The organism is Burkholderia paludis (assembly GCF_000732615.1).
Classification (GTDB): Bacteria; Pseudomonadota; Gammaproteobacteria; order Burkholderiales; family Burkholderiaceae; genus Burkholderia; species Burkholderia paludis.
In genome coordinates this window covers 77,989-102,128 of sequence record NZ_JPGL01000035.1, presented here as the reverse complement: position 1 = coordinate 102,128, position 24,140 = coordinate 77,989, and the positions used below count along the sequence as shown (strand labels likewise).

The 24,140-nt window shown below is 67.7% G+C and carries 21 protein-coding genes; 10 read left to right on the top strand and 11 right to left on the bottom strand.

What is annotated here, in order from left to right; translation table 11 throughout:
- From GQ56_RS0122310 to GQ56_RS0122290, 5 genes are all read left to right on the top strand, one after another.
- Nucleotides 1–668 (top strand): electron transfer flavoprotein subunit beta/FixA family protein (locus GQ56_RS0122310; RefSeq protein ID WP_031400747.1); only part of this gene is annotated, 668 nt, incomplete at its 5' end.
- Nucleotides 669–684: 16 nt separating this feature from the next.
- A complete protein-coding gene (locus GQ56_RS0122305) occupies nt 685–1,629 on the top strand; it encodes an electron transfer flavoprotein subunit alpha/FixB family protein (RefSeq protein ID WP_031400746.1) in 945 nt (314 codons plus the stop codon).
- Between the two features lie 79 nt (nt 1,630–1,708).
- Entirely contained in the window at nt 1,709–2,566 is an 858-nt protein-coding gene (locus GQ56_RS0122300; RefSeq protein ID WP_031400745.1) for an FAS1-like dehydratase domain-containing protein, read from the top strand.
- Nucleotides 2,567–2,576: 10 nt separating this feature from the next.
- Entirely contained in the window at nt 2,577–3,767 is a 1,191-nt protein-coding gene (locus GQ56_RS0122295; RefSeq protein WP_031400744.1) for a CaiB/BaiF CoA transferase family protein, read from the top strand.
- A gap of 3 nt (nt 3,768–3,770) precedes the next feature.
- On the top strand, nt 3,771–4,622 hold the full coding sequence (locus GQ56_RS0122290) for an HpcH/HpaI aldolase/citrate lyase family protein (RefSeq protein WP_031400743.1): 852 nt from the start codon (nt 3,771–3,773) through the stop codon (nt 4,620–4,622).
- Nucleotides 4,623–4,775: 153 nt separating this feature from the next.
- Here the strand turns inward: GQ56_RS0122290 and GQ56_RS0122285 are convergent, their stop codons facing one another.
- The 8 genes from GQ56_RS0122285 to GQ56_RS0122250 form a co-directional block, all read right to left on the bottom strand.
- Complete coding sequence (locus GQ56_RS0122285) at nt 4,776–6,200, bottom strand: MmgE/PrpD family protein (protein ID WP_031400742.1); 1,425 nt, start codon at nt 6,198–6,200, stop codon at nt 4,776–4,778.
- 59 nt (nt 6,201–6,259) lie between these two features.
- Nucleotides 6,260–7,549 (bottom strand): MFS transporter, encoded by a 1,290-nt coding sequence (locus GQ56_RS0122280; RefSeq protein ID WP_031400741.1) that lies wholly within the window; start codon nt 7,547–7,549, stop codon nt 6,260–6,262.
- Nucleotides 7,550–7,638: 89 nt separating this feature from the next.
- Nucleotides 7,639–9,048 carry an MmgE/PrpD family protein gene (locus GQ56_RS0122275; RefSeq protein WP_031400740.1) on the bottom strand — a complete coding sequence of 470 codons (1,410 nt, stop codon included), beginning with the start codon at nt 9,046–9,048 and terminating at the stop codon, nt 7,639–7,641.
- 36 nt (nt 9,049–9,084) lie between these two features.
- A complete protein-coding gene (locus GQ56_RS0122270; protein ID WP_031400739.1) occupies nt 9,085–10,155 on the bottom strand; it encodes a zinc-dependent alcohol dehydrogenase family protein in 1,071 nt (356 codons plus the stop codon).
- Between the two features lie 43 nt (nt 10,156–10,198).
- Nucleotides 10,199–11,674: an aldehyde dehydrogenase family protein gene (locus tag GQ56_RS0122265; protein WP_031400738.1), complete on the bottom strand. Its 1,476-nt coding sequence runs from the start codon at nt 11,672–11,674 to the stop codon at nt 10,199–10,201.
- A gap of 35 nt (nt 11,675–11,709) precedes the next feature.
- Nucleotides 11,710–13,200 carry an aldehyde dehydrogenase family protein gene (locus tag GQ56_RS0122260; RefSeq protein ID WP_031400737.1) on the bottom strand — a complete coding sequence of 497 codons (1,491 nt, stop codon included), beginning with the start codon at nt 13,198–13,200 and terminating at the stop codon, nt 11,710–11,712.
- Between the two features lie 29 nt (nt 13,201–13,229).
- The gene (locus GQ56_RS0122255) at nt 13,230–14,120 is read right to left on the bottom strand and encodes an SMP-30/gluconolactonase/LRE family protein (RefSeq protein WP_031400736.1); all 891 of its coding nucleotides are present in this window, start codon (nt 14,118–14,120) and stop codon (nt 13,230–13,232) included.
- 61 nt (nt 14,121–14,181) lie between these two features.
- Complete coding sequence (locus GQ56_RS0122250) at nt 14,182–14,994, bottom strand: enoyl-CoA hydratase/isomerase family protein (RefSeq protein WP_031400735.1); 813 nt, start codon at nt 14,992–14,994, stop codon at nt 14,182–14,184.
- Between the two features lie 320 nt (nt 14,995–15,314).
- Here GQ56_RS0122250 and GQ56_RS0122245 point away from each other — a divergent pair, with 320 nt between their 5' ends.
- From GQ56_RS0122245 to GQ56_RS0122230, 4 genes are all read left to right on the top strand, one after another.
- Nucleotides 15,315–16,754, top strand: a complete 1,440-nt coding sequence (locus tag GQ56_RS0122245; protein ID WP_031400734.1) for an MmgE/PrpD family protein — start codon at nt 15,315–15,317, stop codon at nt 16,752–16,754.
- Between the two features lie 48 nt (nt 16,755–16,802).
- Nucleotides 16,803–17,621, top strand: coding sequence for an SDR family NAD(P)-dependent oxidoreductase (locus GQ56_RS0122240; protein ID WP_081894949.1), 819 nt, complete (start codon nt 16,803–16,805; stop codon nt 17,619–17,621).
- 819 nt (nt 17,622–18,440) lie between these two features.
- A complete protein-coding gene (locus GQ56_RS0122235; protein WP_052007303.1) occupies nt 18,441–19,493 on the top strand; it encodes a porin in 1,053 nt (350 codons plus the stop codon).
- A gap of 234 nt (nt 19,494–19,727) precedes the next feature.
- Nucleotides 19,728–20,639, top strand: a complete 912-nt coding sequence (locus GQ56_RS0122230; RefSeq protein ID WP_052007301.1) for an alpha/beta fold hydrolase — start codon at nt 19,728–19,730, stop codon at nt 20,637–20,639.
- A gap of 51 nt (nt 20,640–20,690) precedes the next feature.
- Here the strand turns inward: GQ56_RS0122230 and GQ56_RS0122225 are convergent, their stop codons facing one another.
- On the bottom strand, nt 20,691–21,314 hold the full coding sequence (locus GQ56_RS0122225; RefSeq protein ID WP_031400730.1) for a TetR/AcrR family transcriptional regulator: 624 nt from the start codon (nt 21,312–21,314) through the stop codon (nt 20,691–20,693).
- A gap of 544 nt (nt 21,315–21,858) precedes the next feature.
- Between GQ56_RS0122225 and GQ56_RS0122220 the strand changes: the two genes are divergently transcribed.
- The gene (locus GQ56_RS0122220; protein ID WP_052007300.1) at nt 21,859–22,770 is read left to right on the top strand and encodes an alpha/beta fold hydrolase; all 912 of its coding nucleotides are present in this window, start codon (nt 21,859–21,861) and stop codon (nt 22,768–22,770) included.
- 47 nt (nt 22,771–22,817) lie between these two features.
- On the opposite strand, the gene GQ56_RS0122215 is transcribed toward GQ56_RS0122220, so the two are convergent.
- Complete coding sequence (locus GQ56_RS0122215) at nt 22,818–23,231, bottom strand: YybH family protein (protein WP_031400728.1); 414 nt, start codon at nt 23,229–23,231, stop codon at nt 22,818–22,820.
- Nucleotides 23,232–23,347: 116 nt separating this feature from the next.
- Nucleotides 23,348–24,061 (bottom strand): nitroreductase, encoded by a 714-nt coding sequence (locus GQ56_RS0122210; protein ID WP_031400727.1) that lies wholly within the window; start codon nt 24,059–24,061, stop codon nt 23,348–23,350.
- Nucleotides 24,062–24,140: the final 79 nt, after the last annotated feature.

The following is a 24,140-nucleotide window of genomic DNA, read 5'->3' as shown; positions in this document are numbered from 1 at the left end:
TCGCGAACGTGAAGATGTCGATGAACCCGTTCGACGAAATCGCGGTGGAAGAAGCGGTGCGCCTGAAGGAAGCGGGCGTCGCGACCGAAGTGATCGCGGTATCGGTCGGCGTGGCGCAGGCGCAGGAAACGCTGCGCACGGCGCTGGCGATCGGCGCGGATCGCGCGATCCTGGTCGAGTCGAACGACGGCGTCGAGCCGCTGGCCGTCGCGAAGATCCTGAAGGCGCTGGTCGACAAGGAACAGCCGCAACTGGTGATCCTCGGCAAGCAGGCGATCGACGACGATTCGAACCAGACGGGCCAGATGCTGGCCGCGCTGTCCGGTCTCCCGCAAGCGACGTTCGCGTCGAAGGTGACGGTCGCAGACGGCCGCGCAACGGTCGCACGCGAAGTCGACGGCGGGGCGGAAACGCTGTCGCTGTCGCTGCCGGCGGTCATCACGACCGACCTGCGCCTGAACGAGCCGCGCTACGTGACGCTGCCGAACATCATGAAGGCGAAGAAGAAGCCGCTGGAAACCGTGAAGCCGGAAGACCTCGGCGTGGATGTCGCGCCGCGTCTGAAGACGCTGAAGGTGGTCGAGCCGCCGAAGCGCGCGGCCGGCGTGAAGGTGCCGGACGTGAAGACGCTGGTCGGGAAGCTGAAGACCGAAGCCAAGGTGCTGTAAGAGGGAGCGCAAGGAAATGACGATACTGGTGATTGCAGAACACGACAACGCGTCGGTCAAGGCTGCGACGTTGAACACGGTGGCGGCGGCAGCCGAGGTGGGCAAATTCGTCGGCGGCGACATTCACGTGCTGGTCGCGGGCCACGACGCGCAACGCGCGGCCGACGCGGCAGCGAAGATCGCGGGCGTTTCGAAAGTACTGCTGGCCGATGCGCCGCAGCTCGAAGCGGGCCTCGCGGAAAACGTCGAAGCGACCGCGCTGAACGTCGCGAAGGATTACTCGCACATCCTCGCGCCGGCCACGGCCTACGGCAAGAACATCGCGCCGCGTATCGCCGCTAAGCTGGACGTCGCGCAGATCTCGGACATCACGGCGGTTGACAGTGCCGACACGTTCGAGCGCCCGATCTACGCGGGCAACGCGATCGCGACGGTGCAGTCGAGCGACCCGATCAAGGTGATCACGGTGCGCGCGACGGGCTTCGATCCGGTGGCGGCGGAAGGCGGCAGCGCGGCGGTCGAGAAGATCGACGCAGCGGCCGATGCAGGCAAGTCGCAGTTCGTGAGCCGTGAAGTGACGAAGCTGGACCGTCCGGAGCTGACCAGCGCGAGCATCATCGTGTCGGGCGGCCGCGGCCTGGGCAGCGGCGAGAACTACACGAAGGTGCTGGAGCCGCTGGCCGACAAGCTGTCGGCGGCACTCGGCGCATCGCGCGCGGCGGTCGACGCCGGCTACGTGCCGAACGACTATCAAGTCGGCCAGACCGGCAAGATCGTCGCGCCGCAGCTGTACATCGCGGTCGGCATCTCGGGTGCGATCCAGCATCTGGCCGGCATGAAGGATTCGAAGGTGATCGTCGCGATCAACAAGGATCCGGAAGCGCCGATCTTCGGCGTGGCCGACTACGGCCTCGTCGGCGACCTGTTCTCGCTCGTGCCGGAACTGGTCGACGAACTCTGACGGGAACGGCTGCAAGGGCACGCTCGCGCGAGCGCTTGCAGCCTTCACGACGCTTCAATCATCGAGAGCGCGAAACGACATGAGTGTCGAGCAACCCGAATCATTCGATGCCTGGATCGGCCGCAGCGAGGAAAGCACGGACCGGATCACCCGCGCACCGATCCGGCTCCTGCAGGCGACGCTGGACTACGCGGATGCGTCCGCGCTGCCGGATGCCCTGCCGCCCCTGTGGCACTGGCTGTACTTCCTGCCCGGCGAGCGCCAGTCGAACATCGGTGTCGACGGCCACCCGCGGCGCGGCGGCTTCCTGCCGCCGGTCGCGCTGCCGCGCCGCATGTGGGCCGGCGGGCGGCTGCAGTTCCTGCGCCCGCTGGCTGTCGATGCGCCGGTGCAACGCCGGTCCACGATCCTGAACGTGCAGAGCAAGTCCGGCCGCAGCGGCCAGCTCGCGTTCGTGACCGTGCTGCACGAAATCGGCGATGCGCGAGGCGTGGCGATCCGCGAGGAACAGGACATCGTGTATCGCGATGCACCGCCGCCCGCTTCGCCCGGCGCAGCGGCACCGGCTCCGCAACCGGCCCCTGTCGACGAACAGTATTCGCGCACCATCACGCCCGACCCGGTACTGCTGATGCGTTTCTCCGCGCTGACCTTCAACGGCCACCGGATCCACTACGATCGTCCGTATGCGATGCGGGAAGAAGGCTATCCGGGCCTGGTGGTGCACGGCCCGCTGATCGCGATGCTTCTGATGGAGGAACTGCGCCGCACGCACCCCGGCAAGACCATCCGCACCTTCGAATTCAAGGCGGTCAGCCCGCTGTTCGACACCGCGCCCTTCACGGCGAACGGCGCGCTCGACGGCCACACCGCCCGTGTCTGGGCACGCGGCCCGCAAGGACAGCTGGCCATGCAGGCCAGCGCCGAACTGGAATAACGATCCGACCATGCAAGCTCGAAAAGGCCCCCTGAGCGGGATGACCGTCGTCACGCTCGAACACGCGATCGCCGCCCCCTTCTGCACCCGCCAGCTCGCCGATCTCGGCGCGCGCGTCATCAAGGTGGAGCGCCCCGGCGTCGGCGATTTTGCACGCGCCTACGATCACCGTACGCGCGGACTCGCGTCGCACTTCGTCTGGACCAACCGCTCGAAGGAAAGCCTCACGCTGGACCTGAAACAACCGGCCGCGCAGCACGTGCTCGGCGAACTCATCGCGCAGGCCGACGTGCTGGTGCAGAACCTCGCACCGGGCGCGGCCGCGCGCATGGGGCTGTCGTTCGATGCATTGCACGCGAAACATCCGCGGCTCATCGTGTGCGACATCTCCGGCTACGGCGGCGACGGCCCGTATCGCGACAAGAAAGCCTACGACCTGCTGATCCAGAGCGAGGCCGCGTTCCTGTCGATCACCGGCACGCCCGACGAGCCGAGCAAGGCCGGCAACTCGATCGCGGATATCGCGGCCGGCATGTACGCGTACACCGGCATTCTCAGTGCGCTCCTGCAGCGCGGCGTCACCGGCGAAGGCTCGCACGTGGAAATCTCGATGCTGGAAGCGCTGGCCGAGTGGATGGGCTTCCCGATGTACTACGCGTACGACGGCCAGCAGCAGCCCGGCCGCAACGGCGCGGCGCACGCGACGATCTACCCCTACGGCCCGTTCGCGGCGGGCGATGGCCGCGTGGTGATGCTGGGCCTGCAGAACGAGCGCGAGTGGAAGGCGTTCTGCGACACGGTGCTGCGCGACCCGGCGCTGGCAACCGACCCGCGCTTCGACGCCAACGTCCGGCGCTCGGAACATCGCACCGAACTGAAGGCCGTGATCGAAGCGGCTTTTGCCGGCCTCACCGCGCAGGAGGTGATTGCCCGGCTGGACGACGCGCAGATCGCGAACGCGGCCGTCAACCAGGTGAGCGATCTGTGGACGCACCCGCAACTGCATGCGCGCGAACGCTTCCGCACCGTCGATTCGCCCGCCGGCGAACTGCAGGCGCTGCTGCCGCCCGCCACGATCGACAGCTTCGACGTTCGCATGGATGCGGTGCCCGCGCTCGGCGAGCACAGCACGGCGATTCTGCGCGAACTCGGACGCTCAGACGCCGATATCGAACAACTGCGCGCCGCCGGCGCGATCTGAACCATGTCCACGCCCTCCTCTCCCGCGCAGCACGCGCGCAGTTTCCTGTTCGTGCCGGCCACCCGGCCCGAACGTTTTGCAAAGGCGCTCGATTCGGCAGCCGACTGCATCGTCATCGATCTCGAGGATGCGGTCGGCTTCGACAGCAAGGACGCCGCACGCGATCGGCTTTCGCAGCACCTGCCGCTGCTGACGCCGGAACAGCGCGCGCGCACCGTCGTGCGCGTGAATGCCGTGGGTACGCCGTGGCACGACGCGGACCTCGCGATGCTGCGCGACTGGACAACGTACGGCGTCGTCGTGATGCTGCCGAAGTCCGAAAACGCGGGCGCGCTGCGCCACGTTGCGCAACAGCTCGGCGACGCAGCACGCATCGTCGCGCTGATCGAATCGCTGGCCGGGCTCGATGCGGCCGATGCGCTCGCGCGCGATCCGCAGGTCGTGCGACTCGCGTTCGGCCATCTGGATTTCCAGCTCGACCTCGGCATGCGTGCATCGGCCGAAGAACCGGAACTGGCCTTCGCGCGCAACGCGCTCGTAGCCGCATCGCGCCGCGCCCGGCTGCCCGCGCCGATCGACGGCGTGACCGTGCGTACCGACGACGCCGGGCGCCTCGCGGCCGATGCCCGGCGTGCCCGCGCATTCGGCTTCGGCGGCAAGCTGTGCATCCACCCGGCGCAGGTCGCCGGTGTAAACGACGCATTGGGCTATTCGGATGAAGAACAGGCGTGGGCGCGCCGCGTGATCGACGAAGCCGCGAAGCACGGGGGCGCGGTGTTCAACCTCGACGGCCGCATGGTCGATCTTCCGGTGATCCGCGCGGCCGAGGCGATCGTCGCGAGCGTGCGGAAATAGGCGGGAAGTTCGCGATTCACGCGCGACGTTGACGGCCCGGTATTCGAGGGTCAACGCGGAAAAAGATGGGCGGCGTCCGGTATCCCGGCGCCGCCCATTGTCTTGTGTGGCGCCCGCCCGGGATGCGCATGGCGCCCCGGACGGCTTTCACGGTCAGCCTTCGACGGCCCACATCGCAGTCAGCTCGGCGGCCTTCGTCGCCGGGTTCAGCTCACGCAGCGCGGCCAGCAGCGCGCGCGCGCGTTCGGCCCCCAGCACGTCGGCGGTCAGGTCCATGAACTTCGCATCCTGCTCGTGCTCCGGCATCGGGTTCGTGTCGGTGCCGATCGGGTCGCCGACGAACACGTGCTCGGTGCGGCCGTCCTTGAACGTGACGGTCACATCGGCCACGAACTTGCCCGGATGCTGCTTCTCCAGCTCGGGTTCCTCGGTGATGCGGATACCGCGCGCGACGTCGATCACCGGTGCCATGTCGACCTTGCCGGCCAGGTAGTCGCGATGCACCGGGTAGCCGTTGCCCTTGCCGAGCAGCGTGAACGCGGCCTGGATCGGCAGGCTGAACTGCACGTGCTCGATGTTCTTCGGCGCATACGCGTTGACATTGGCCGTGCCGACGACGACGTTGAAGTGCGGCGTGATCTTCAGGTGGATGTCGGCGATGTCGTCGCGACGGGCCGCGAACGGTCGCAGCGCGTCGATGTACGCGTGCGTGCAGTAGCACGCGCAATACGCCTTCAGCCACACCGTGCCGATCTCGAACGGCCGGTCGATGACGAAGCGCTTGTCGGCGTGGTCCCCGGCCGTGCGTTGCAGGAAGGTGCGGAAGAAGCCCTTGTTGCCGCTCAGGAACGCACGCGGGCCGGTGATGCCGGCGCGGGCCATGTCGGCCGCGGCCATCCCGTTGCGCGTACCGATGCCCGCATGGATGCGCTTGATCGAGCCGCCGGTCGACGTGTACTCGGTGGTACCCGACACGTGGCTCAGCGCGATCGCCAGCGCGTGCAGCGTCGTCTCGGCGTCGAACCCGCGCAGCTTGGCGGCCACGGCCGCCGCGCCGAAGTTGGACAGCGTGCCGTGCGGGTGATAACCGCGCTGCAGCAGCTCGGGTGCGGCCAGCATGCCAATGCGCGCATAGACTTCGTAGCCGGCCACCATCGCGACGATGATTTCCTCGAGCGACGAACCCAGTTCCTCGCCGATCGCGAGCGCGGCCGGAATCACGCAGCTGCCGGGATGGCTGTAGCTGGGGCCGTGCGCGTCGTCGTACTCGAAGCCGTGCCCGTACGAGCCATTGACGAACGCGGCGTCGGCGGCGCTCATCGTCAGCGCCGACGCGCTCACGCGGCTGTTGCCCGGGCGCTGCCGGGCCGTCGCATACGCGAGCAGTTGCTCGGACCACGGCAGTTTCGAAATGCCGACCTGCAACGCGATCTGGTCGCGCATCAACCGGCTGATGCCGGCATGCGCACGCGCGTCGAGATGCTCGTATTTCAGTTCCTGGATGAAGCGCACCACCGCTTGCTCGAGCGGCGGGCAGTTGTCCGGCGCAACGGGCCGGGTGTCACGGGTGTCGATCATGACAGTCTCCTTGATGATCGAAAGATGAATGGCCCGGCGTGCGCTCGGGCCACGTCGGTTCATGCGGGGCGACAGGTGCGGCGCTGCCGCCCCACCGAAAGCGCGATGCCGGCGGCAAGCAGGGCGACGACGGCCATCAGCAGCAGCGCCGCCGCGTAGCCGCCCGTGCGGTCCCTGGTCACGCCCAGCAGGTACGGTCCGGCGAAACCGCCCAGGTTGCCCACCGCGCCGATCCACGCGATGCTGGCTGCTGCGGCGGCCCCGGACAGCAGGTCGGTATTGATCGCCCAGAACGCGGGCAGCGCGCCGAACACGCCGAACGCCAGCACGCAGAAGCAGCCGAGCTTGAGCACCGGCGCGTCGATCAGGCCGGCGCCTACCAGCGCAGCGGCGGCGATCAGCGCGGGAATCGCGATGTTCCAGCGCCGCTCGCCGGTCCGGTCGGCGCGACGCGCCCAGAACACCAGGCTGGCCGAGCCGATCACGTAGGGAATCGCCGTGACGAAGCCGGTCTGCACGTTGGTCAGGCCGAAGGATTTGACGATCTGCGGCAGGAAAAAGCCGATGCCGTAGATCGTCAGGAAGAAGCCGAACGCCATCGCGGCCAGCATCCACACGCGCCGGTCGCTGAACACGCGCGCCACCGGGATGTCATGTTCGTCGCGGCGCCGGTTGTCCTCGCTCGTCATGCGCGCGGCGAGCCACGCGCGCTCGTCCGCCTGCAGCCAGTGCGCGTCGCGCGGCGAACCCTTCAGGTAGCGCAGCGTGACGAAGCCCAGGATCACGGCGGGCGCCGCCTCGATCAGGAACATCCACTGCCAGCCTTGCAGCCCGCCCAGGCCGTCGAGCCCGCGCAGCCCCAGCAGCAGGCCCGAGATCGGCGAGCCGATCACCGACGACAGCGGCGCGGCCACCAGCAGGTAGCCCATCACGCGCGCACGGTACGCCGACGGGAACCACAGCGTGATGCAATAGGCCACGCCGGGGAAGAACCCGGCTTCGGCAAGGCCCAGCAGCAGGCGCACGGCATAGAAGCTCCACGGGCCGGTCACGAAGGCCGTGGCGCCCGAGATCAGCCCCCAGGTAATCAGGATGCGGGCGATCCAGATGCGCGTGCCCACCCGCACCAGCAGCAGGTTGGACGGAACCTCGAACAGGAAATAGAGCAGGAAGAACAGCCCCGAGCCCAGACCGTACTGCGCGGGCGTGAGGCCGATCGCATCGTTCATCTGCAGGCTGGCGAAGCCGACGTTGACGCGATCCAGGAACGAGATGAAATAACACAGCATGAAAAACGGGACGAGGCGCCGAAACACCTTGGCCATCGTGACCTGCTCGAGCGATTGCATGCGGTCTCCTCACATGTTTTTATGGTGCCGGGCGATCGCCGCGATTCGCCCGGCACGAACGTCCTGCTCCGGTTCCGTCCGGGTATCGATCAGTGCCCGGACGGTACGAGCGGATCGAGCAGCGCGGCGGCCACGTCGTCCACTTCGTCGAGGTGCAGGATGTCGCCGATCATCCTGTCGACGGTCTGCTGCGGCAGCTCGATCGCGGCATACGGCACGCAGAGCCTGAACTTGGCGACGAAGTCTTCTTCCGTGAACGGGTTGCGCGGGTGGCCCTTCACGTACACGCATTCCTGCTTCAGCACGCGCCCGTCGCGCAGCGTGACGGCGAGGCGCGCCCCCCAGTCGGATACTTCCGGGTTTTCCTCGGCGGTGATGCGCGTCATCAGCTCGCGCACCTCGGGCCGGCTGCGCGCGTCCTCGTTGTACGACTCGAGGAACACCTTGTCGTCGAACGCGGCAATGGCCACCACGTAAGGCAGGCTGAACTGGCACTCGGGCACCGTGACCGGATGCCACTTCTTCTCCCGCGGCTCGCACACGGCGCGCCAGCTCGGCGTGGACGTCTCGATGTGGATGCCGGCGATGTCGGCCGCGCCGAACCGGTGCGCCTTCATCAGTTCGCGGATGGCGTCGATCGACGAATGCGAGAAATAGCAGGCGCTGTAGCCCTTGGTGATGATGTTCTCCATCTCCCAGTGCTCGCCGAGCGCGTGCAGGATGAAATCGGGATCGGTCTCCCAGCGCGCCGTGCCCAGATAGCCCTTGGGCCCGGTCAGCACCTCGTCGCGCGGGCCCGTGATGCCGCGCTGGGCCAGCTGGCAGCACGTGATCGCGGCCTGGCTCACCAGCCCGTGATGCATCCGCACCATCAGCGTGGCCGGCGAATAGATGCCCATCGTGTTGGGCTGCGTCATGGTCCGCGCGATGCCCTGCGCGTTTTCCAGCTGGTCCTGGGTCAGCCCGAGCAGCTTGCCCACGGCGGCCACCGCGCCGAAGATGTAGTGGCCGCCGCATTCGTGATGCTTGATCGCCCGGTTGATCACCTTGTAGGCCGTGCCGAGCCGCACCAGGATTTCCTGCCCGACCGCCATCGCCGCGAGGAATTCCTTGCCCGACACCTTGCCGCGCAGGCCGGTGGCGGCCAGCAGCGTCGGCACCACGTATTCGGTCACGTGGCCGGCTTCTTCGTGCAGGTCGCCGCAATCCATCGCGCGCGGCATCGGGCCGAGCGCGAGCGCCGCCTCGTGGGCCGGCACGCGGCCGCCGTAGAACGGCAGCGGCGTCTGCGGGTTGCCGCCCCGCTCCTTCACGAGCGCGACGATCTCGGGGATGCCCTCCATGGCCGAGCCGCCGATGGTGACGCCCATCGCGTCGAGCAGCGTCTGCTTCGCATGGCGCGTGACGCCGGCCGGCAGGTCGGCATACCGCGTCTGCAGCGCCATCCGGCACAGCGTGGCCATCGGGTCTTCGATCCCTTGCCGTTCAAACTTCGCCATTGTTCCGTCTCCTTGTCGCGGGATGCCGTGGCGTGCTCAGAACAGGAACACGCCCTTGCCGCCCGCCTGCGCGTCGAACTGCCGGTAAGCCTCGTCGGCCTGCTCCAGTTTCCAGCGGTCGGTGAACAGCTTGTCGACGTCCACGCCGTGATTCGCGACGAAATGGATGCAGTCCTTCATCCCGACTTCCGAGAACGTGTAGGAGCCGATGATGGTGCGCTGCTTGCCGATCACGTCCTTCATGCCGTCGACGTTGAGGTTGCCGCCCACGGCCACCAGCGCGATGCGGCCCCACGGGCGCGTGCTGCGCACGGCCTGCTGCTTGGGCACGTCGCCGCCCGCGCAGTCGATCGCGCAGGTCACGCCGAGGCCGCCGGTGAGCTTGTGGATTTCCTCGATCGGATCCTGCTGGCTGCCGTCGATCACGTGGGTCGCGCCGAACTCCTTCGCGCGCGCGACGCGGTCGGCCGCGATGTCGATGCCGATCACCTCCACCCCCATCGCCGCGGCCAGCTGCACGGCCGACAGCCCGACCGGGCCGAGGCCGAACACCGCGAGCGTGTCGCGTGCGCTGATGTCGAGACGCAGCAGCGCACCCCAGGCCGTTCCGGTGCCGCAGGAAATCGCGGCGCCGGTGGCGTACGACACTTCGTCGGGCAGGTGGACCAGCGACGTCACCGGCACCTTCATGTAGTGCGCGTGGCCGCCGTGCTTGATGACGCCGTGGATATCCGCGCCGTGGCTGCACATCTGCGTCCAGCCGGTGCGGCAGTGGTCGCAGTGCATGCAGCCCTCGTAGTGGAACACCGCGACGCGGTCGCCGACCTTGAACGCGCGCGGATCGACGCCCGCGCCGACGGCGACCACCTGCCCGCACGGCTCGTGACCGCCGATGATCGGCGTGTCCTCCGACATGCCGCGCGACGCGAGATCCTTGAAACCCAGCGAGCGGATCACGTCGGCCGGCCTGTTGCGATAGAAATGCAGGTCGCTGCCGCACATGCCCGACGCCTTCATCTCGATCACGGCATCGCCCGGGCCGGGCGTCGGGTCGTCGAACTCCAGGATTTCCAGCGTGCGCTCGCCTTTGAAAACTACGCCTTTCATGTCTTGTGTCTCCTGTGCGGTCGGGCAACGGCGTCGTGCCGGCTCAGACCAGGTTGATATAGGTGGCCTTCGGGTACAGGAAGCTCTCGACGTGCTCCTTCCCGCCCTTCCATCCGTAGCCGCTCATCTTCGTGCCGCCGAAACCCACGGCCGGGTCGATCACGCCGTAGCAGTTGACCCAGACGGTGCCCGAGCGAATGCCCTGCGACACCTGGTGCGCGGTCGACAGGCTGCTCGTCCACACGCCGCCGGCGAGGCCGTACGGCGTGTCGTTCGCGAGCCGCAGCGCGTCGTCCATCGTGTCGAACGGGATCACCGACGCGACGGGCCCGAAGATTTCCTCGCGGGCGATCGTCATGTCGTTGCGGACATCGGCGAACACGGTCGGCTCGACGAAGAAGCCGCCGGCCGGCGCGCCGTCGGGGCGCCGGCCGCCGTGCACGAGCCGCGCCTCCGTGCCGCCGATGTCCACGTAATGCATCACGCGATCGAGCTGGCGCCGCGAGATCAGCGGGCCGATCTGCGTATCGGGATCGCGGCCGTCGCCGATCCTGATCGAGCCGGCGAACGCGGCCAGGCGCTGCACGAATTCGTCGTGGATCGCGCGCTGCACGAAGATCCGCGTGCCGGCCACGCAGACCTGGCCGGTGTTGGTGAACACGCCCATTGCCGCACCGGGCACGGCCTTGTCGAGATCGGCATCGGCGAACACGATGTCGGGCGACTTGCCGCCGAGTTCGAGCTGCAGCCGCTTCAGGTTGCCGGCCGACGCGCGCACGATGGCCTGCGCGGTGCCGACCGAGCCGGTGAAGGCCACGCGATCGACGTCCGGATGTTCGGCCAGCGCCTGGCCGACGTCCTTGCCGTAGCCGGTCACGACGTTGATCACGCCGTCGGGCACGCCGGCTTCCATCATCAGCCCGGACACGCGCAGCGACGACAGCGACGCATCCTCGGCCGGCTTCAGCACGGCCGTGCAACCCGTGGCGAGCGCAGGGCCGTAGATCCACCACAGCCCCATCAGCGGGCCGTTCCACGGAATGATGCCGCCGACCACGCCCACCGGCATCAACTGCTTGAGCGCGGTGAAGCCGGGTGCGATCGACATCGGCGGCGTTTCCACCGCGCCGGCGCCGGTTTGCGATGCGTAGAACTGCAGCAGTTGCGACAGCCATTCCTTGTAGCCGCGCGTGCGGGCGAGCGGCGCGCCCATGTCGAGCGTCTCGATCAGCGCGAGCTCGTCGAAGTGATCGAGAATCACGTCGTGCACGCGCAGCAGCAGCTTGCGCCGCTCATGCGGCGTGAAGCGGCTCCACGGCCCTTCGAACGCGCGGCGCGCGGCCGCGACCGCGCGGCCAACATCCTGCGCGTTGCCCTGCGCGATATGGCACAGCACCTCGCCGGTGGCGGGATTGACGGCCTCGATGCGTTCGCCGCCGGCGGGTTCGACCCATTGCCCGCCAATCAGCAGTTTCTTGGTGCCGCGCACGAAATCCGGAATGCTCGGATTGATGCTCAAGGGTGCCTCCTTCTGAATTGGTCCGGATGCCGAAATTACATGCGGAGCATGATCGACTTGGTCTGCGTGTAGGCCTCGATCGACTCCTGGCCGAATTCGCGCCCCCACCCGGATTGCTTGTACCCGCCGAATGCCATGGCCGGATCGGATTCGCCGAAGGTGTTGATCCACAGCCGCCCGGCCTTGAGCGCACGCACGACCTTGTGCGCGCGCGCCACGTCGCGCGTCCACACCGCGGCGGAAAGGCCGTAGGTCGTGTCGTTGGCCTGCAGCACCGCATCGTCCTCGTCCTTGAACGGGATGATCGACAGCACCGGCCCGAAGATCTCTTCCTGCGCGATCCGCATGCCGTTGCGCACGTTGTCGAACACCGTCGGCTCGACGAAGTAGCCGGCGCCGCTCCACGGCTGGCCGCCGAGCCGCAACGTCGCGCCGCCCTCGCGGCCCACGCCGACGTACGACCGGACGCGCTCGCGCTGCGTCGCCGAAATCAGCGGGCCGATCTTCGTGTCGGCCGCGAACGGGTCGCCCGCTTTCCATGCGGCCGCCACCTGCGCCACGCGCTCCGCCACCTGCTCGTGGATACTCTCCTGCACGAACAGCCGCGTGCCGGCCGAGCACACCTGGCCCGAGTTGCCGCAGAAGGTCTTCACCGCGGCCTGCACCGCCTTCTCGATGTCGGCGTCGGCGAACACCACGTTGGGCGCCTTGCCGCCGAGTTCCAGCGTGACCTTCTTCAGGTTCCCCGTGGCGTCGCGCGTGATCTGCTTGCCGACCGCCGTCGAGCCCGTGAACGCGATCTTGTCCACACCGGGGTGCTGCGCCAGCGCCGCGCCCGCCGTCGCGCCGTAACCCGGCAGCACGTTGATGACGCCCGGCGGCAGGTCGGTTTCCTGGATCAGCTCCGCGAGGCGAATCGACGTGAGGCAGGCCAGCTCGGCGGGCTTGAGGATCACCGTGTTGCCGCAGCACAGCGCGTTGGCGAACTTGATCGCGGCCATCAGGATCGGCACGTTCCACGGGATGATCTGGCCGCATACGCCGAGCGGTTCGCGCAGCGTATAGATCAGCGTGCTGCCGTCCGACGGGATCGTGGTGCCGAGCACCTTGGAACACCAGCCCGCGTAGTAGCGCACGATGTCCACCGTGGCGGTCACGGCGCCCTGCGCGAACCATAGCGGCATGCCGTTGTCGAGCGATTCGATCGCGGCCAGCTCGTCGATATGGGCCTCGATCTTGTCGGCGATTTTCAGCAGCGCCCGCGTGCGCGCATGCGGCGACAGCGCCGACCAGGACGGCGCTTCGAACGCCTTGCGCGCGGCAATCACCGCGGCGTCCACATCGGCGCTGTCGGCCTCGGCGACCCGGCAAAGCAGTTGTTCGGTCGCGGGATTGATCGTCTCGAAGGTCTTGCCCGACGCGGCATCGACCCATTGCCCGCCGATCAGCAGGCGCTTCGCGCCCTGCCCGATCCACGCGAGCGCTTTCGTACGCGCGGCTTGCGCGGTGTCAGTGATGGTCGTCATGAATTCTCCAGTTGGTGTGGCCTGACGCATCAGGCGAGCGGAACGTCGACGCGCGTCGACAGCACCGCGCTCAACGGATTGGCGCGGCGCACCTCCGGATTGAAATCGGCGGGCGTCACGCACATGAACAGCGTGCGGCCGTCTTCGCCGCCCAGCGCGCAGGCATAGCAGTTGCGCTCGCCGGTCTGGATCTCCTCGAGAATCCTCCCGCCGGGCGCCACGCGCAGCACGCGCGTCTTCGTGAAATCCGCAACCCAGATCGCGCCCTCGGCATCGACCTGCGAGATGCCGTCCGGCGCCACGACGATCTCGGCCATCGAGCGGATCACGTCCTCGTCCTGCGGCACCGGGCCGAAGGTCGCCCAGTCGCGGCGCGCGGAAAGCGAGCCGTCGGGCCGGATGTCGAACGCCGACATGCGGTTGCCCCAGGATTCGGACACCACCAGCGTGCGTCCGTCGACGATCGTCGCGCCGTTCGCGAAGTGCAGCGGCTCGCTCACCATCGTGACCGTGCCGTCCGGATCGACGCGCGCGAGCCGGCCCGGGCGGCGCGGCGCAAGCTTCATCACGTCGAAGCCGAGGTTGCCGACCCACGTGCGGCCTTGCGTGTCCACCACCATGTCGTTGGGTTCGAATTCCAGATGCGGCGCCAGGTCGGCATGACGCACGACCGAGCCGTCGTGCTCGCGCCGCAACAGCGCGCGGTCGTGCATCGACACGACGATCAGGCGCCCGTCGGGCAGCCAGCCGATGCCGGACGGGCATTCGGGCACGTGCATTTCCTCGCAGAGGTTGCTGCCGTCCTCGCGGATCGAGTACACGCATTCGGTATAGAGATCGCTGAACCAGAAGCGGCCGTCGTGCCAGCGCGCGGCTTCGGTATGCGTCATGCCGTCGAGAAGCAGGGTGAGCTGTCTCATTTGACCTGTCGTTAGTTAGATTGAAGAATGCAGCGTGATCGCGGTCCGTGCGTTCGACCGGTCACGACTGCGGCAGCCGGGCCGACGGAAACTCGGGCTGGCGCTTGCCGCGCAATGCGGCGACGCCCTCCTTGACGTCCGCCCCGAGGAAACACAGCATCTCCAGTGCGAGCGAGTTGTCGAATACCGGCCCCGCCACGCGCATCCAGTTGTTGAGCGATTTCTTGGTCGCGCGAATCGCGGTCTGGCTGCCGCGCGCGAGGTTGGCCGCGATGGCCAGCGAGCGCGACAGCACCTCGGCGCGCGGCGCGCAAAAGCTGACCAGGCCGATCCGCTCGGCTTCCTTGCCGTCGACGAAATCTGCGGTCATCAGGTAATACTTGGCCTTGGCCATCCCGCACAGCAGCGGCCACACGATGGCCGCGTGATCGCCGGCCGACACGCCGAGGCGCGCATGTCCGTCGGTCAGTTTCGCGTCCTCGGCCATCACGCTCACGTCCGCCAGCAGCGCGACGGCGAGGCCGGCCCCGACGGCCGTGCCGTTGATCGCGGAAACGATCGGCTTGTCGCACGCGAGCATGTTGTAGACGATGTCGGACGCCTCCTTCATCACGCGCATCGTGGCCTCCTGGCTCGCCGCCATTTCCTCGACCACGGAAAGATCGCCGCCGGCCGAGAACGCGCGATCGCCGGCGCCGGTCACGACGACCACCTTCACGCCCGGATCGTCGCCGACGACGCCCCAGACCTTGGTCAATTCCCAGTGCATCCTGTCGTTCGTCGCGTTCATGACCTCCGGACGATTGAGCGTGACGAGCAGGACGCCGTCCGGCTGGCGATCGAACAGGAGGAACTGGAAATCTTCGTATTTCATGCTGGACCCTGGGATTGTCTGGAACGGCGGTCGACGTGTGTCGACACCCGCCGATGAAGTGACCTGCGTCGGTTCGCGGCACCGGGGAAAGCGCGAGGGATCGTCGAGATACCCTGCAATCTAACTAACAGTTGTTATTCTATTTTGCTTGCGGGGATTTCCCATCAGGGAATCCCCGCATGCTGCCGGTCGAGCGCGCGCCTTCCGGTGCGCGTTTTTCGACGCGCGGAACGTTTTCAACGCAAGCATTGCGCGCGGCGGATTCAGCGCCAACCCTGACGGCATTCGCGAACACGGAATCAGAACGAGGAGCGAGACACGTGAGTCACCCCACCCTCATCCAGCAACTGGCCGATTTCTCGGCCGGCGTCGATATCGCCCGATTACCCGACATCGTCGTGCAGGAGTGCAAGCGCGACGTTCTCGATTCGCTGGGTGTCGCGCTGGCTGGCATCGATCATCCGAGGGGGCGTATCGGCATCGAAACGGGCCGTCGCATCGGCGGCAGCGCGGGAGACGCGACCATCATCGGCACCGGCGAGCGCTCGACCGTGTACGGCGCCGCGTTCGCCAACAGCGAATTGCTGAACGCGCTGGATGCGGACTCGGTGCTGTTGCCGGGCCACGTGAGCCCGTACGTGCTGCCCGGCGCATTCGCGACGGCCGAGACGCACCGGCGCTCCGGCCGCGACCTGATCGCCGCCGTGGCGGTGTCGCACGAGATGTCCTGCCGCTTCGGCGCCGCGATGAGCGGCTACCGGGACACCCGGGACGGCAAGCCGGCCAATCCCGCATCGGTCGTGGGCTACAGCAGCACCGTGTTCGGCGCGACCGCGTCCGCGGGCAAGCTCAAGCGCCTGTCGGCGGCCCAACTGGCCAACGCGCTGGGGCTGGCCGCCGCATCGGCGCCGGTGAATGCGCAGCGCGCGTGGTTCACGCACGCGCCCACCGCCACCATCAAGTACCAGTTGGCAGGCGGCCTGACCAACATCGCGCTCACGGCCGCCGACCTGGGCGAACTCGGCCATCGCGGCGACGTGCGCATCCTCGACGACGCGGTCAACGGCTACGCGAGCTTCATCGGCACCGACCGCTGGATGCCCGAGGTCATCACGCGGGATCTGGGCGACGAGTGGCGCTTCCCCGGCTTCCAGATGTTCAAGCTTTATCCGCACTGCCGCGTGATGCACGCGCCGCTCGACCTGCTGATCGACATCGTGACCCAACACGATTTGAAGCCCGACGAGATCGACGGCATCACGTCGTTCGGCGAAGGCTGGGCCTATGTGCTGCCCTGCTTCACCAGCCGCGAAATCCTGGAAGTGCACGACGCGCAGTTCTGCTTCTCGCACGGGCTGGCCGTCGCGGCCCACCGCATTCCGCCCGGCCCGCGCTGGCAGGACCCGGCCGTCGTGTTCGACCCGTCCGTGATGGCGCTGATGAAGCGCGTGTCGCTTGAAACCCATCCGGACTATTTCCAGTCGATCTCGGCGGACATCTCCAGCCGCCCGTCGCGCGTGGAAGTGCGGGCGCGCGGTCAGGTCTACTCCGGCGAGAAGATGTTCCCGAAAGGCACGCCGTCGGCGGATCCCGCGACCCGCATGACCACCGACGAACTGGTGAACAAGTTCCGCACGTTCGTCGACGGCCTGCTGCCGCCATCGACCATCGAGCAGGTCGTCGACAGCGTACTGAACCTCGAAAAGGTGGAGGACTTCGGCACCGTCCTCCGCCGCTTCGTGCGGGCATCCGGCAACTGAGCGCCGGCATACGAACAATCGATCACACGAGATCAGGAGGAGCAACGAATGAACACTGAATCCCACCACGCGGCACCGCACGACTGGATGATCCATTCACGCATCAAGGGGCTGGTCGCGCTGGTGGTCGGCGCGGGCAGCGGCATGGGCGAGGCCAGTGCGAGAACCTTCGCGGCGAACGGCGGCGCGGTCGCCGTTGCCGACCTGCATGCGGGCAACGCCGAACGCGTGGCCGGCGAGATCGCGCGACGCGACGGCCAGGCGCTCGCGCTCGGCCTCGACGTATCGAAGCAGTCGGACATCGACGCGGCCATCGCCGGCACGGTCGAGCGCTTCGGCCGGCTCGACGTCGTCATCAACACGGCCGCGCTGGTGCGCTCCGGGATGCTCGAGGACGTGCCGATCGACGAATGGCGCAGCGGGTTCCAGGTGAACGTGGACGGCGCACTGATGCTCGCGCGCAGCGCGCTCCCGCACCTGAAGAAGAGCCCGCATGCGGCAATCGTGAACACGGCTTCGCTGGCGGGCGTGCACGGCTATTCGCAGGGCGGCGCCTATGGCCCGAGCAAGGCGGCGCTCATCACGCTCAGCCGGCAGATGGCGCACGAGTGGGCGCACTACGGCGTGCGCGTGAATGTCGTGCTGCCGGGCGTGATCGACACGCCGATGGCGCGCGGCTCGGTGCCGCAGGATCTGCTCGACCGGCTTGCGGCAATGCTGCCGATGAGCCGGGTCGGCCGGCCGGAGGAAGTCGCCGACCTGATCGTGTATCTCGCGTCGCCCGCGGCCGGCTACATCACGGCCCAGGCAATCGCATGCGACGGCGGCATGTCGCACATGATGTTCGCGAAACCGATGGGCAAGTAAGCGCGCGGCGCGAAGTACCCACGCCGTTGGCGGCGAAGTCCCGCCCGAGCCTTCGCCGCCGGCGCCCGCACTGTCAGCACCTCCCGCATCGCCCGGCGCGACCGCCCGGGCTGCGGGGCAGCCCGCCCGATCCCCCGCAAGCGGGCCCCGGATCGCGGCTGACGTCCCCCTTCCCCTCCGTCTCTCCCGCGACACGCTGCCCGGGCCGCGCCAATCCGCACGCCCATCCGGCTTTCGATGACACCGCGCACGGTATCGATCGGGCCTCGCAGCTCGCGATGAAATACCGGCCAACGGACGAACACGCCGATTTCCGGTTCGGGCTGCGCTTGCAGCCTCGACGAGCCTGAAAAAGTTCGTTCCGTCGGATAAAACGCCATGCGACAGGGGCGTCTGCTTCGTATCACGTGAACATTGCCACCAACGCCAGGATGGAATCGCTTCCACACACATCATTACGTAGAACGGATCATGTTTCCGATCGCCACGATCGTTTGAATGCGTTGAAGTACGGAACGCCGAAATTCAGCCAACGGATCATTGCCTAAAAGCACGAATTCGCCTCGGGTTATACCCAATGGAGCTTCGATGTCTCGCGCTTCAATCTACCGAACGTTAGATTGTCTTGGCATCTGGAAACGACTATCCGCACCCGGATATCGAGTACCGACCGGCACGTCCATCCGGTCCTGAATCCGCCGCGCCGCAGCAGCAGTCCGACACACGCCGTTCCTTCACTTCTCATTGAATTCGGATAACGAAATGAATGTCAGCCGGTCATCAGGGTTGCACGCGAAGAAGACGATACTCGCGCTCGGCATGTCGCTCCTGCCCGCCTGGGCGTGGGCACAAAGCAGCGTCACGCTTTACGGCACGCTCGATACGGGCCTGCTGTTCACCAACAAGACGCTCAATTCGGCGACCGGTGCGAGCGGCGGCAAGCAGGTCAGTCTCATCAACGGCGGCCTGGAACCTTCCAATTTCGGCCTGTTCGGGCAGGAGGATCTGGGCGGCGGGCTGAAAGCGACCTTCAGGCTGGAAAGCGGCGTGAGTGTCGTCAACGGCGGCTTCGACAACAGCAACGGCAATTTCTTCGGCCGTCAGGCATGGCTGGCCCTCGACGGCCACTTCGGCCAGCTGAAGGCCGGCGTGCAGTACTCGCCGTTCGTGCTGGCGATCTACGAGGCCGACCCGCGCAACGCCGGCCAGTTCGGCACGGCGTTTTCCGTCTACGGCGCCAACACGTTCGTCGGCAGTTTCAATCCGAATGCGATCACCTATACGAGCCCGAAGTTCGCCGGGTTTTCCGCCAGTGCGATGTATGCGTTCGGCGGCGTGCCGGGCGACTATCGCGCGGCGCAGCAGTATTCGGTCAGCGCGCGCTACGAGTTTCACGGGCTGGTCGTGAACGCCGCGATGTACGACTCGAGTTCGGCCAGGAGTTCCGCGGGGCTGACGATCTTCCAGCAGCCGTTCCTCGGCCGGATGATCGGGCTCGGCTACCACTTCGGCTCGTTCGCCGTGAAGGGCTCGTTCACCAGCTTCAAGCTGCCGACGACGGTCGCCGGCGGCGTGACGAACGGCGGCACCAACAACGTGTGGAATCTCGGCTTCGATTACTATCCGCTGCCGCAGCTCGATATCAACTCGGGCGTGTGGTACATCCGCGATCCGCAGGACTCGAACAATCACACGCTGCTCGGTGCGCTGACCACGCGTTACTTCCTGTCGAAGGCGACCTCGCTGTATGTGGAACTCGGTGCCGCGAACAATCATGGCCGGGAAAAATTCGGCCTGTCGATCGACAACGCGCTGTACGGCGCGCCGGGCACGACGATCGGCGCGATCGTCGGGATCAACAAGCGGTTCTAGTCGTGCGCCATGGAGCGCGACGCGACGTGCGCCGCCCCGTTCGGCCGGAGTACGGAACATTCCGGCCGCGTCGATTGACTCGCTTGCAAACCGCCGCGAACGTATGCGGGGGCGCGTCGAATTCCGTTCGACCGCATGACATTTCGGCAATTCAGCGCCGCACCCCGGCTGCAAAAAGGTCACGAATGGCGGGCGCTCCGGCCTGGGCGCGTGCAACGCAAATGCAATCGGATCATGAACAATGCGATGACGACGGGAACGCGCGCGGCCGGCCCGGCCGGTACGATGCACACATGGCAAGGCGCCGACGGAATCCGGCTCGCCGGCCGCTCGTGGGGCGACCCCGACGGCACGCCGGTCGTCCTGCTGCATGGCAGCGGGCAAACGCGCCATGCGTGGAGCGGCATGGGCCGCTCGCTCGGCGCGGCGGGTTTTCACGCCGTTGCCTTCGATGCGCGCGGCCATGGCGATTCCGACTGGTCGCGCACCGGCAACTACAGCCAGGGGGCGATGATCCGCGATCTCGAGCGCGTCGTCGCGATGTTCGAAGGCCGGCGGCCGGTACTCGTTGGCGCGGGGCTCGGCGGCGGAACAAGCCTGCTCGCCGTCGGCGAAGGCTATCTCGACGCCGAAGCGCTCGTGCTCGTCAACATCGCACCGTACATCGAACCGGCGGGCGTCTTGCGCCTGCAGTCGTTCATGCGGCAGCAGCCCGACGGCTTCGGCTCGCCCGACGAAGCGGCCGACGCGATCCGCAACTATCGCTCGCACCCGGCGCACACGCTCACGCAGGAAAGCCTGATCCCGATCCTGCGCCGCGAGGACGGGAAATATCGCTGGCATTGGGACCCGCACTTTCTCGCCTGGCCGCGCGACCTGGCGCGCCGTCACGTGCGCTTTGCAGCCAGCGCGCGCCGCCTGAAGCTGCCGACGCTGCTCCTGCGCGGGGAAGATTCGGAAATCGTCAGCAAGGCCGGTGCGCGCGAATTCCTCGAACTGTGCCCGCACGCGGAACATGCGGACGTGCGGGATGCCGGCCACACCGTCGCGGGAGAGCACAACGATCCGTTCGCCCATGCCGTGCTCGGCTTTCTCGAACGCCGGATCCGGCGCGGCCCGGCGCTGCGGGATCGCGCGGTCGCGTGACCCGGCCGCGTGCGCGTTGAAGCGCACGGCCGGCCGGTCGGCCGTGCGGCGTCAGGAGGACGCGGCCAGTTCCGCCTTGCGGCTGCCGCGCCTGGCCTTCGCCGCGGGCTTTGCGCCTGCCGCGGGCTTCACGCCTTCGAAGAACATCGTGGCGAGCTGGTCGGCGACCTTGTCCAGCGACCCCTTCTTCGGATCGAACCAGGTCTGGACGGAGTTGATGCAGCCGAGGACGAACACACGGCACAGCGCGATGTCGACGTCCTCGCGCAGCCACCCTTCGGTGCGCAGGTCGTCGAACACGGCGGTCCACAGCTGTTGATGGCGCTCGCGCCGCTTGACCTGACGCTCCCGCACCTTGTCGGGAAGCTGGGTCAGCAGCCGGCCATGCGCGAGCGCGTAGTCGCCGAACTTGATCAGCGCGCTCATCTGCCCGACCAGCGCCGCCTTGAAGCGCGCCTCGGCCGTCGCATCGGGCGGCAGCGCGTCGAAGTGTTCCTTGATGTGCTGCACGATGCTGTCCGCGCCGTGCTCCATCACGACGTCGACCAGCTCTTCCTTCGACGAGAAGTGATAGTAGATGCTGGCCGCCTCGATCCCCGCCTGGTCGGCGATGGCCCGCATCGTCGTCGCGGCGTAGCCCTGCGTCGCGAATGAGCGCGCGGCAAGCTGCAGCAAGGTTTCCCGGGTATCCGCGCTGGGATTTACATTTCGCTTTCGCACGTTCGTGTATCAGCCGTCCGCTGTTGTCAAGATGAAGTGAAGAGCCCGATGCCGCCTGGGCGAAGCCACGGCCCGCGGTGCCCTGGAGGGCGCCGCGCGAGCGATCGCCCCGTGGCCGGTCGGGTTCGCCGATGGCGGCCGGCGGCATGCTTCGTCTCCCCGGGTACTGCCTGATCCTCTCGAATGCCGCCGTGCGGCACAAAACTAATGTTTGAGAGGGTAGCGCATTTTCATGGTGCGGGCCAGCGAACCCAAGCGCCGTCGGCGAGCCCGTCGCGCACGGTTCGCCGGCCGTGCGATTGCCTGAACCTCTCGCCGGCGGCTCGACATCGCGAAGCCGTTCGCGGCCAGCCGTCGAACGGCGCGTCGTCCGCACGCTCACTGTACGGAACGTCTTGGCCGCTCGCGTTGACACGCATGCGCCCACCGGCGAAGTTCGAAGTCGCGGCGCACCATGTAAGCGGCCCGCCGCTCTCCGTCCACCCTTCAACGCTCCGTCATGCCTTCATCGACCGAATCCGTCGTGCGCGCCGCGACCAGACCGGGAACCCGCCTGCCCGGCACCCCCGACCCCGCCCATCTGTGGCGCACCGCGGACGGCGTGCGGCTCGCCGGCGATACGTGGGGGCATCCGGACGCCCCGCTCGTCGTGCTGCTGCATGGCGGCGGCCAGACACGTCATGCGTGGGGTGGCACGGGTGCGCTGCTGGGCAGCGCCGGCTACTTCGCCGTCGCCTACGATGCGCGCGGGCATGGCGATTCGGACTGGAGCGCCGCGGGCGACTACAGCCAGGACGCGTTCGTCGGCGATTTGCGCCATGTCGTCGACGCGCTCGGCGGGCGCCCCCCGATACTCGTCGGCGCATCGCTGGGCGGCGGCACCGGCCTCGTCGCGATCGGGGAACGCCGGATCGACGCGCGCGCGCTGATCCTGGTCGACATCGTGCCGTACACCGAGCCGGCCGGCGTGTCGCGCATCAGGACGTTCATGCAGCAGAATCCCGACGGTTTCGGCTCGCTCGACGAAGTCGCCGACGCGATCGGCCGCTACCGGTCGAGCCGGTCGCGGCCGCGCAATCCCGCCGGCCTGTCGAAGAACGTCCGGCTCGGCGACGACGGCCGCTACCACTGGCACTGGGACCCGCGCTTCCTGTCCGGCACGACCGATCTGCCGGCCCGTCACGCGCGCTTCTCGGCTTGCGCGCGCAACCTCGCGCTCCCCACGCTGCTGGTGCGGGGCGGCAGCTCCGACGTGGTGAGCGAAGCCGGCGTTCGCGAGTTTCTCGAACTCTGCCCGCACGCGGAATACGTGAATGTCGCCGCGGCGGGACACATGGTCGCCGGCGACCGCAACGACGTGTTCGGCCAGGCAGCCGCGCAGTTTCTCGCGCGCCACGTCCCCGCGGCATGAACGCGACGCGCGGACGCCGGAGCGTCCGCGCATGCGGATCGGCCGATTCAGATCGGCGGCGTTGCGGGCGAAGTCGAAAAATGATGTTGGCGGACTTTCCATTCGCCCTGTTGCAACGCGATCACGAGCGTCGTGCGCAAACGCGAGCGCGACGTGTTGCCGTCGCCGAGGACGAACGTGAATTCGCCGTAGCCCTGCGCGAGAAAGCAGTCGTCGGCCAACCGGATGAAGTGCTGGTCCACCAGCGCCAGCGCGGCCGACCGGATCACGCCGTCGTACGACGCGAAGTACGCGCGAATCGCGTCGCGGCCGGCCGAATGACCGGGCCGGCCGCCGAAGAACAATGCGTCCGCCGTGTAGATGCCCGTCAGTGCGTCGGGATTCCAGTCGCGCGCGGCCGCATTCCACTCGGCCTGCACGATTGCCAGCGCGGGGCCGGGCGTGTCGTTCGTTCCCACCATCGTGTCCTCTCCTTTCCTGGGGCGCCGGCCGGCGCCGTTACCGGATGCGGGCGCCGATCCGCTCCGCCGTTGCCACGTTGCACGGGCACGGCGGATGCCGAGCGGAGCGCGACCGTTCAGACCATCCGCATCACGTCCGCCGTCGCCGCGCGCGTGGAGCGGAACGCGTTCGCCGGATGCGCCATGTCGGCGTAACCGAACCCGATGCCGCAGACGAATTTGCGCTCGTCGCCGATCCCGAAATAATGGCGGATGAATCGGGCGTGATGCGCCAGCGCCGCCTGCGCCGTCGTCGCAATGCCATGCGCGCGCGCCGCCAGCATGAACGATGCGACGAACGCACCGCAATCGAGTGCCGCATACGGCCCCAGCTCGGCCGGTATCGTCAGCAACGCGACGTGCGGCGCGCCGAACAGCCGGAAATTCTCCGCAACCTGCCGCTCGCGCGCCGGCCTGTCGCCGCGCGCGATGCCGAGCGCCGCATAGAGCGCATATCCGACCTCCCTGCGCCGCTCACCGTACACCCCGCGATATTCGTCCGGGAACGGCAGGTCGGAATCGATTCCGGGATGCCGCGCGGCATGCGCGGCGAGCGCCTCGCGGAAGCGTTCGGTCGTGTCGCGGGACGTCACGATCGCGTGCCACGGCTGCACGTTGCACCACGACGCCGCGCGTTTCGCGATGTCGACGATGCGTTCGATCGCATCCGTCGGGACCGCATCCGGCAGATATGCACGGCAGGTGAACCGCTCGAACGACACGCGGCCGAGCGCGTCCGCGTCGGCTGTCGACCACGCAGTTGAACCGCCGCTTCCGGCTTGCACTCGCATGTCACGTCTCCGGGTGTCGGCACCTCACGGCGCCTCGCGCATCAAATATAACGATCATTAGTTAGCCTTCCAAACCGGC

Coding starts and splice junctions, on each gene's coding strand:
- GQ56_RS0122305 (WP_031400746.1), top strand. CDS start 685: ATGACGATACTGGTGATTGCAGAACACGACAACGCGTCGGTCAAGGCT.
- GQ56_RS0122300 (WP_031400745.1), top strand. CDS start 1,709: ATGAGTGTCGAGCAACCCGAATCATTCGATGCCTGGATCGGCCGCAGC.
- GQ56_RS0122295 (WP_031400744.1), top strand. CDS start 2,577: ATGCAAGCTCGAAAAGGCCCCCTGAGCGGGATGACCGTCGTCACGCTC.
- GQ56_RS0122290 (WP_031400743.1), top strand. CDS start 3,771: ATGTCCACGCCCTCCTCTCCCGCGCAGCACGCGCGCAGTTTCCTGTTC.
- GQ56_RS0122285 (WP_031400742.1), bottom strand. CDS start 6,200: ATGATCGACACCCGTGACACCCGGCCCGTTGCGCCGGACAACTGCCCG.
- GQ56_RS0122280 (WP_031400741.1), bottom strand. CDS start 7,549: ATGCAATCGCTCGAGCAGGTCACGATGGCCAAGGTGTTTCGGCGCCTC.
- GQ56_RS0122275 (WP_031400740.1), bottom strand. CDS start 9,048: ATGGCGAAGTTTGAACGGCAAGGGATCGAAGACCCGATGGCCACGCTG.
- GQ56_RS0122270 (WP_031400739.1), bottom strand. CDS start 10,155: ATGAAAGGCGTAGTTTTCAAAGGCGAGCGCACGCTGGAAATCCTGGAG.
- GQ56_RS0122260 (WP_031400737.1), bottom strand. CDS start 13,200: ATGACGACCATCACTGACACCGCGCAAGCCGCGCGTACGAAAGCGCTC.
- GQ56_RS0122255 (WP_031400736.1), bottom strand. CDS start 14,120: ATGAGACAGCTCACCCTGCTTCTCGACGGCATGACGCATACCGAAGCC.
- GQ56_RS0122250 (WP_031400735.1), bottom strand. CDS start 14,994: ATGAAATACGAAGATTTCCAGTTCCTCCTGTTCGATCGCCAGCCGGAC.
- GQ56_RS0122240 (WP_081894949.1), top strand. CDS start 16,803: ATGAACACTGAATCCCACCACGCGGCACCGCACGACTGGATGATCCAT.
- GQ56_RS0122235 (WP_052007303.1), top strand. CDS start 18,441: ATGTCGCTCCTGCCCGCCTGGGCGTGGGCACAAAGCAGCGTCACGCTT.
- GQ56_RS0122230 (WP_052007301.1), top strand. CDS start 19,728: ATGAACAATGCGATGACGACGGGAACGCGCGCGGCCGGCCCGGCCGGT.
- GQ56_RS0122220 (WP_052007300.1), top strand. CDS start 21,859: ATGCCTTCATCGACCGAATCCGTCGTGCGCGCCGCGACCAGACCGGGA.
- GQ56_RS0122215 (WP_031400728.1), bottom strand. CDS start 23,231: ATGGTGGGAACGAACGACACGCCCGGCCCCGCGCTGGCAATCGTGCAG.
- GQ56_RS0122210 (WP_031400727.1), bottom strand. CDS start 24,061: ATGCGAGTGCAAGCCGGAAGCGGCGGTTCAACTGCGTGGTCGACAGCC.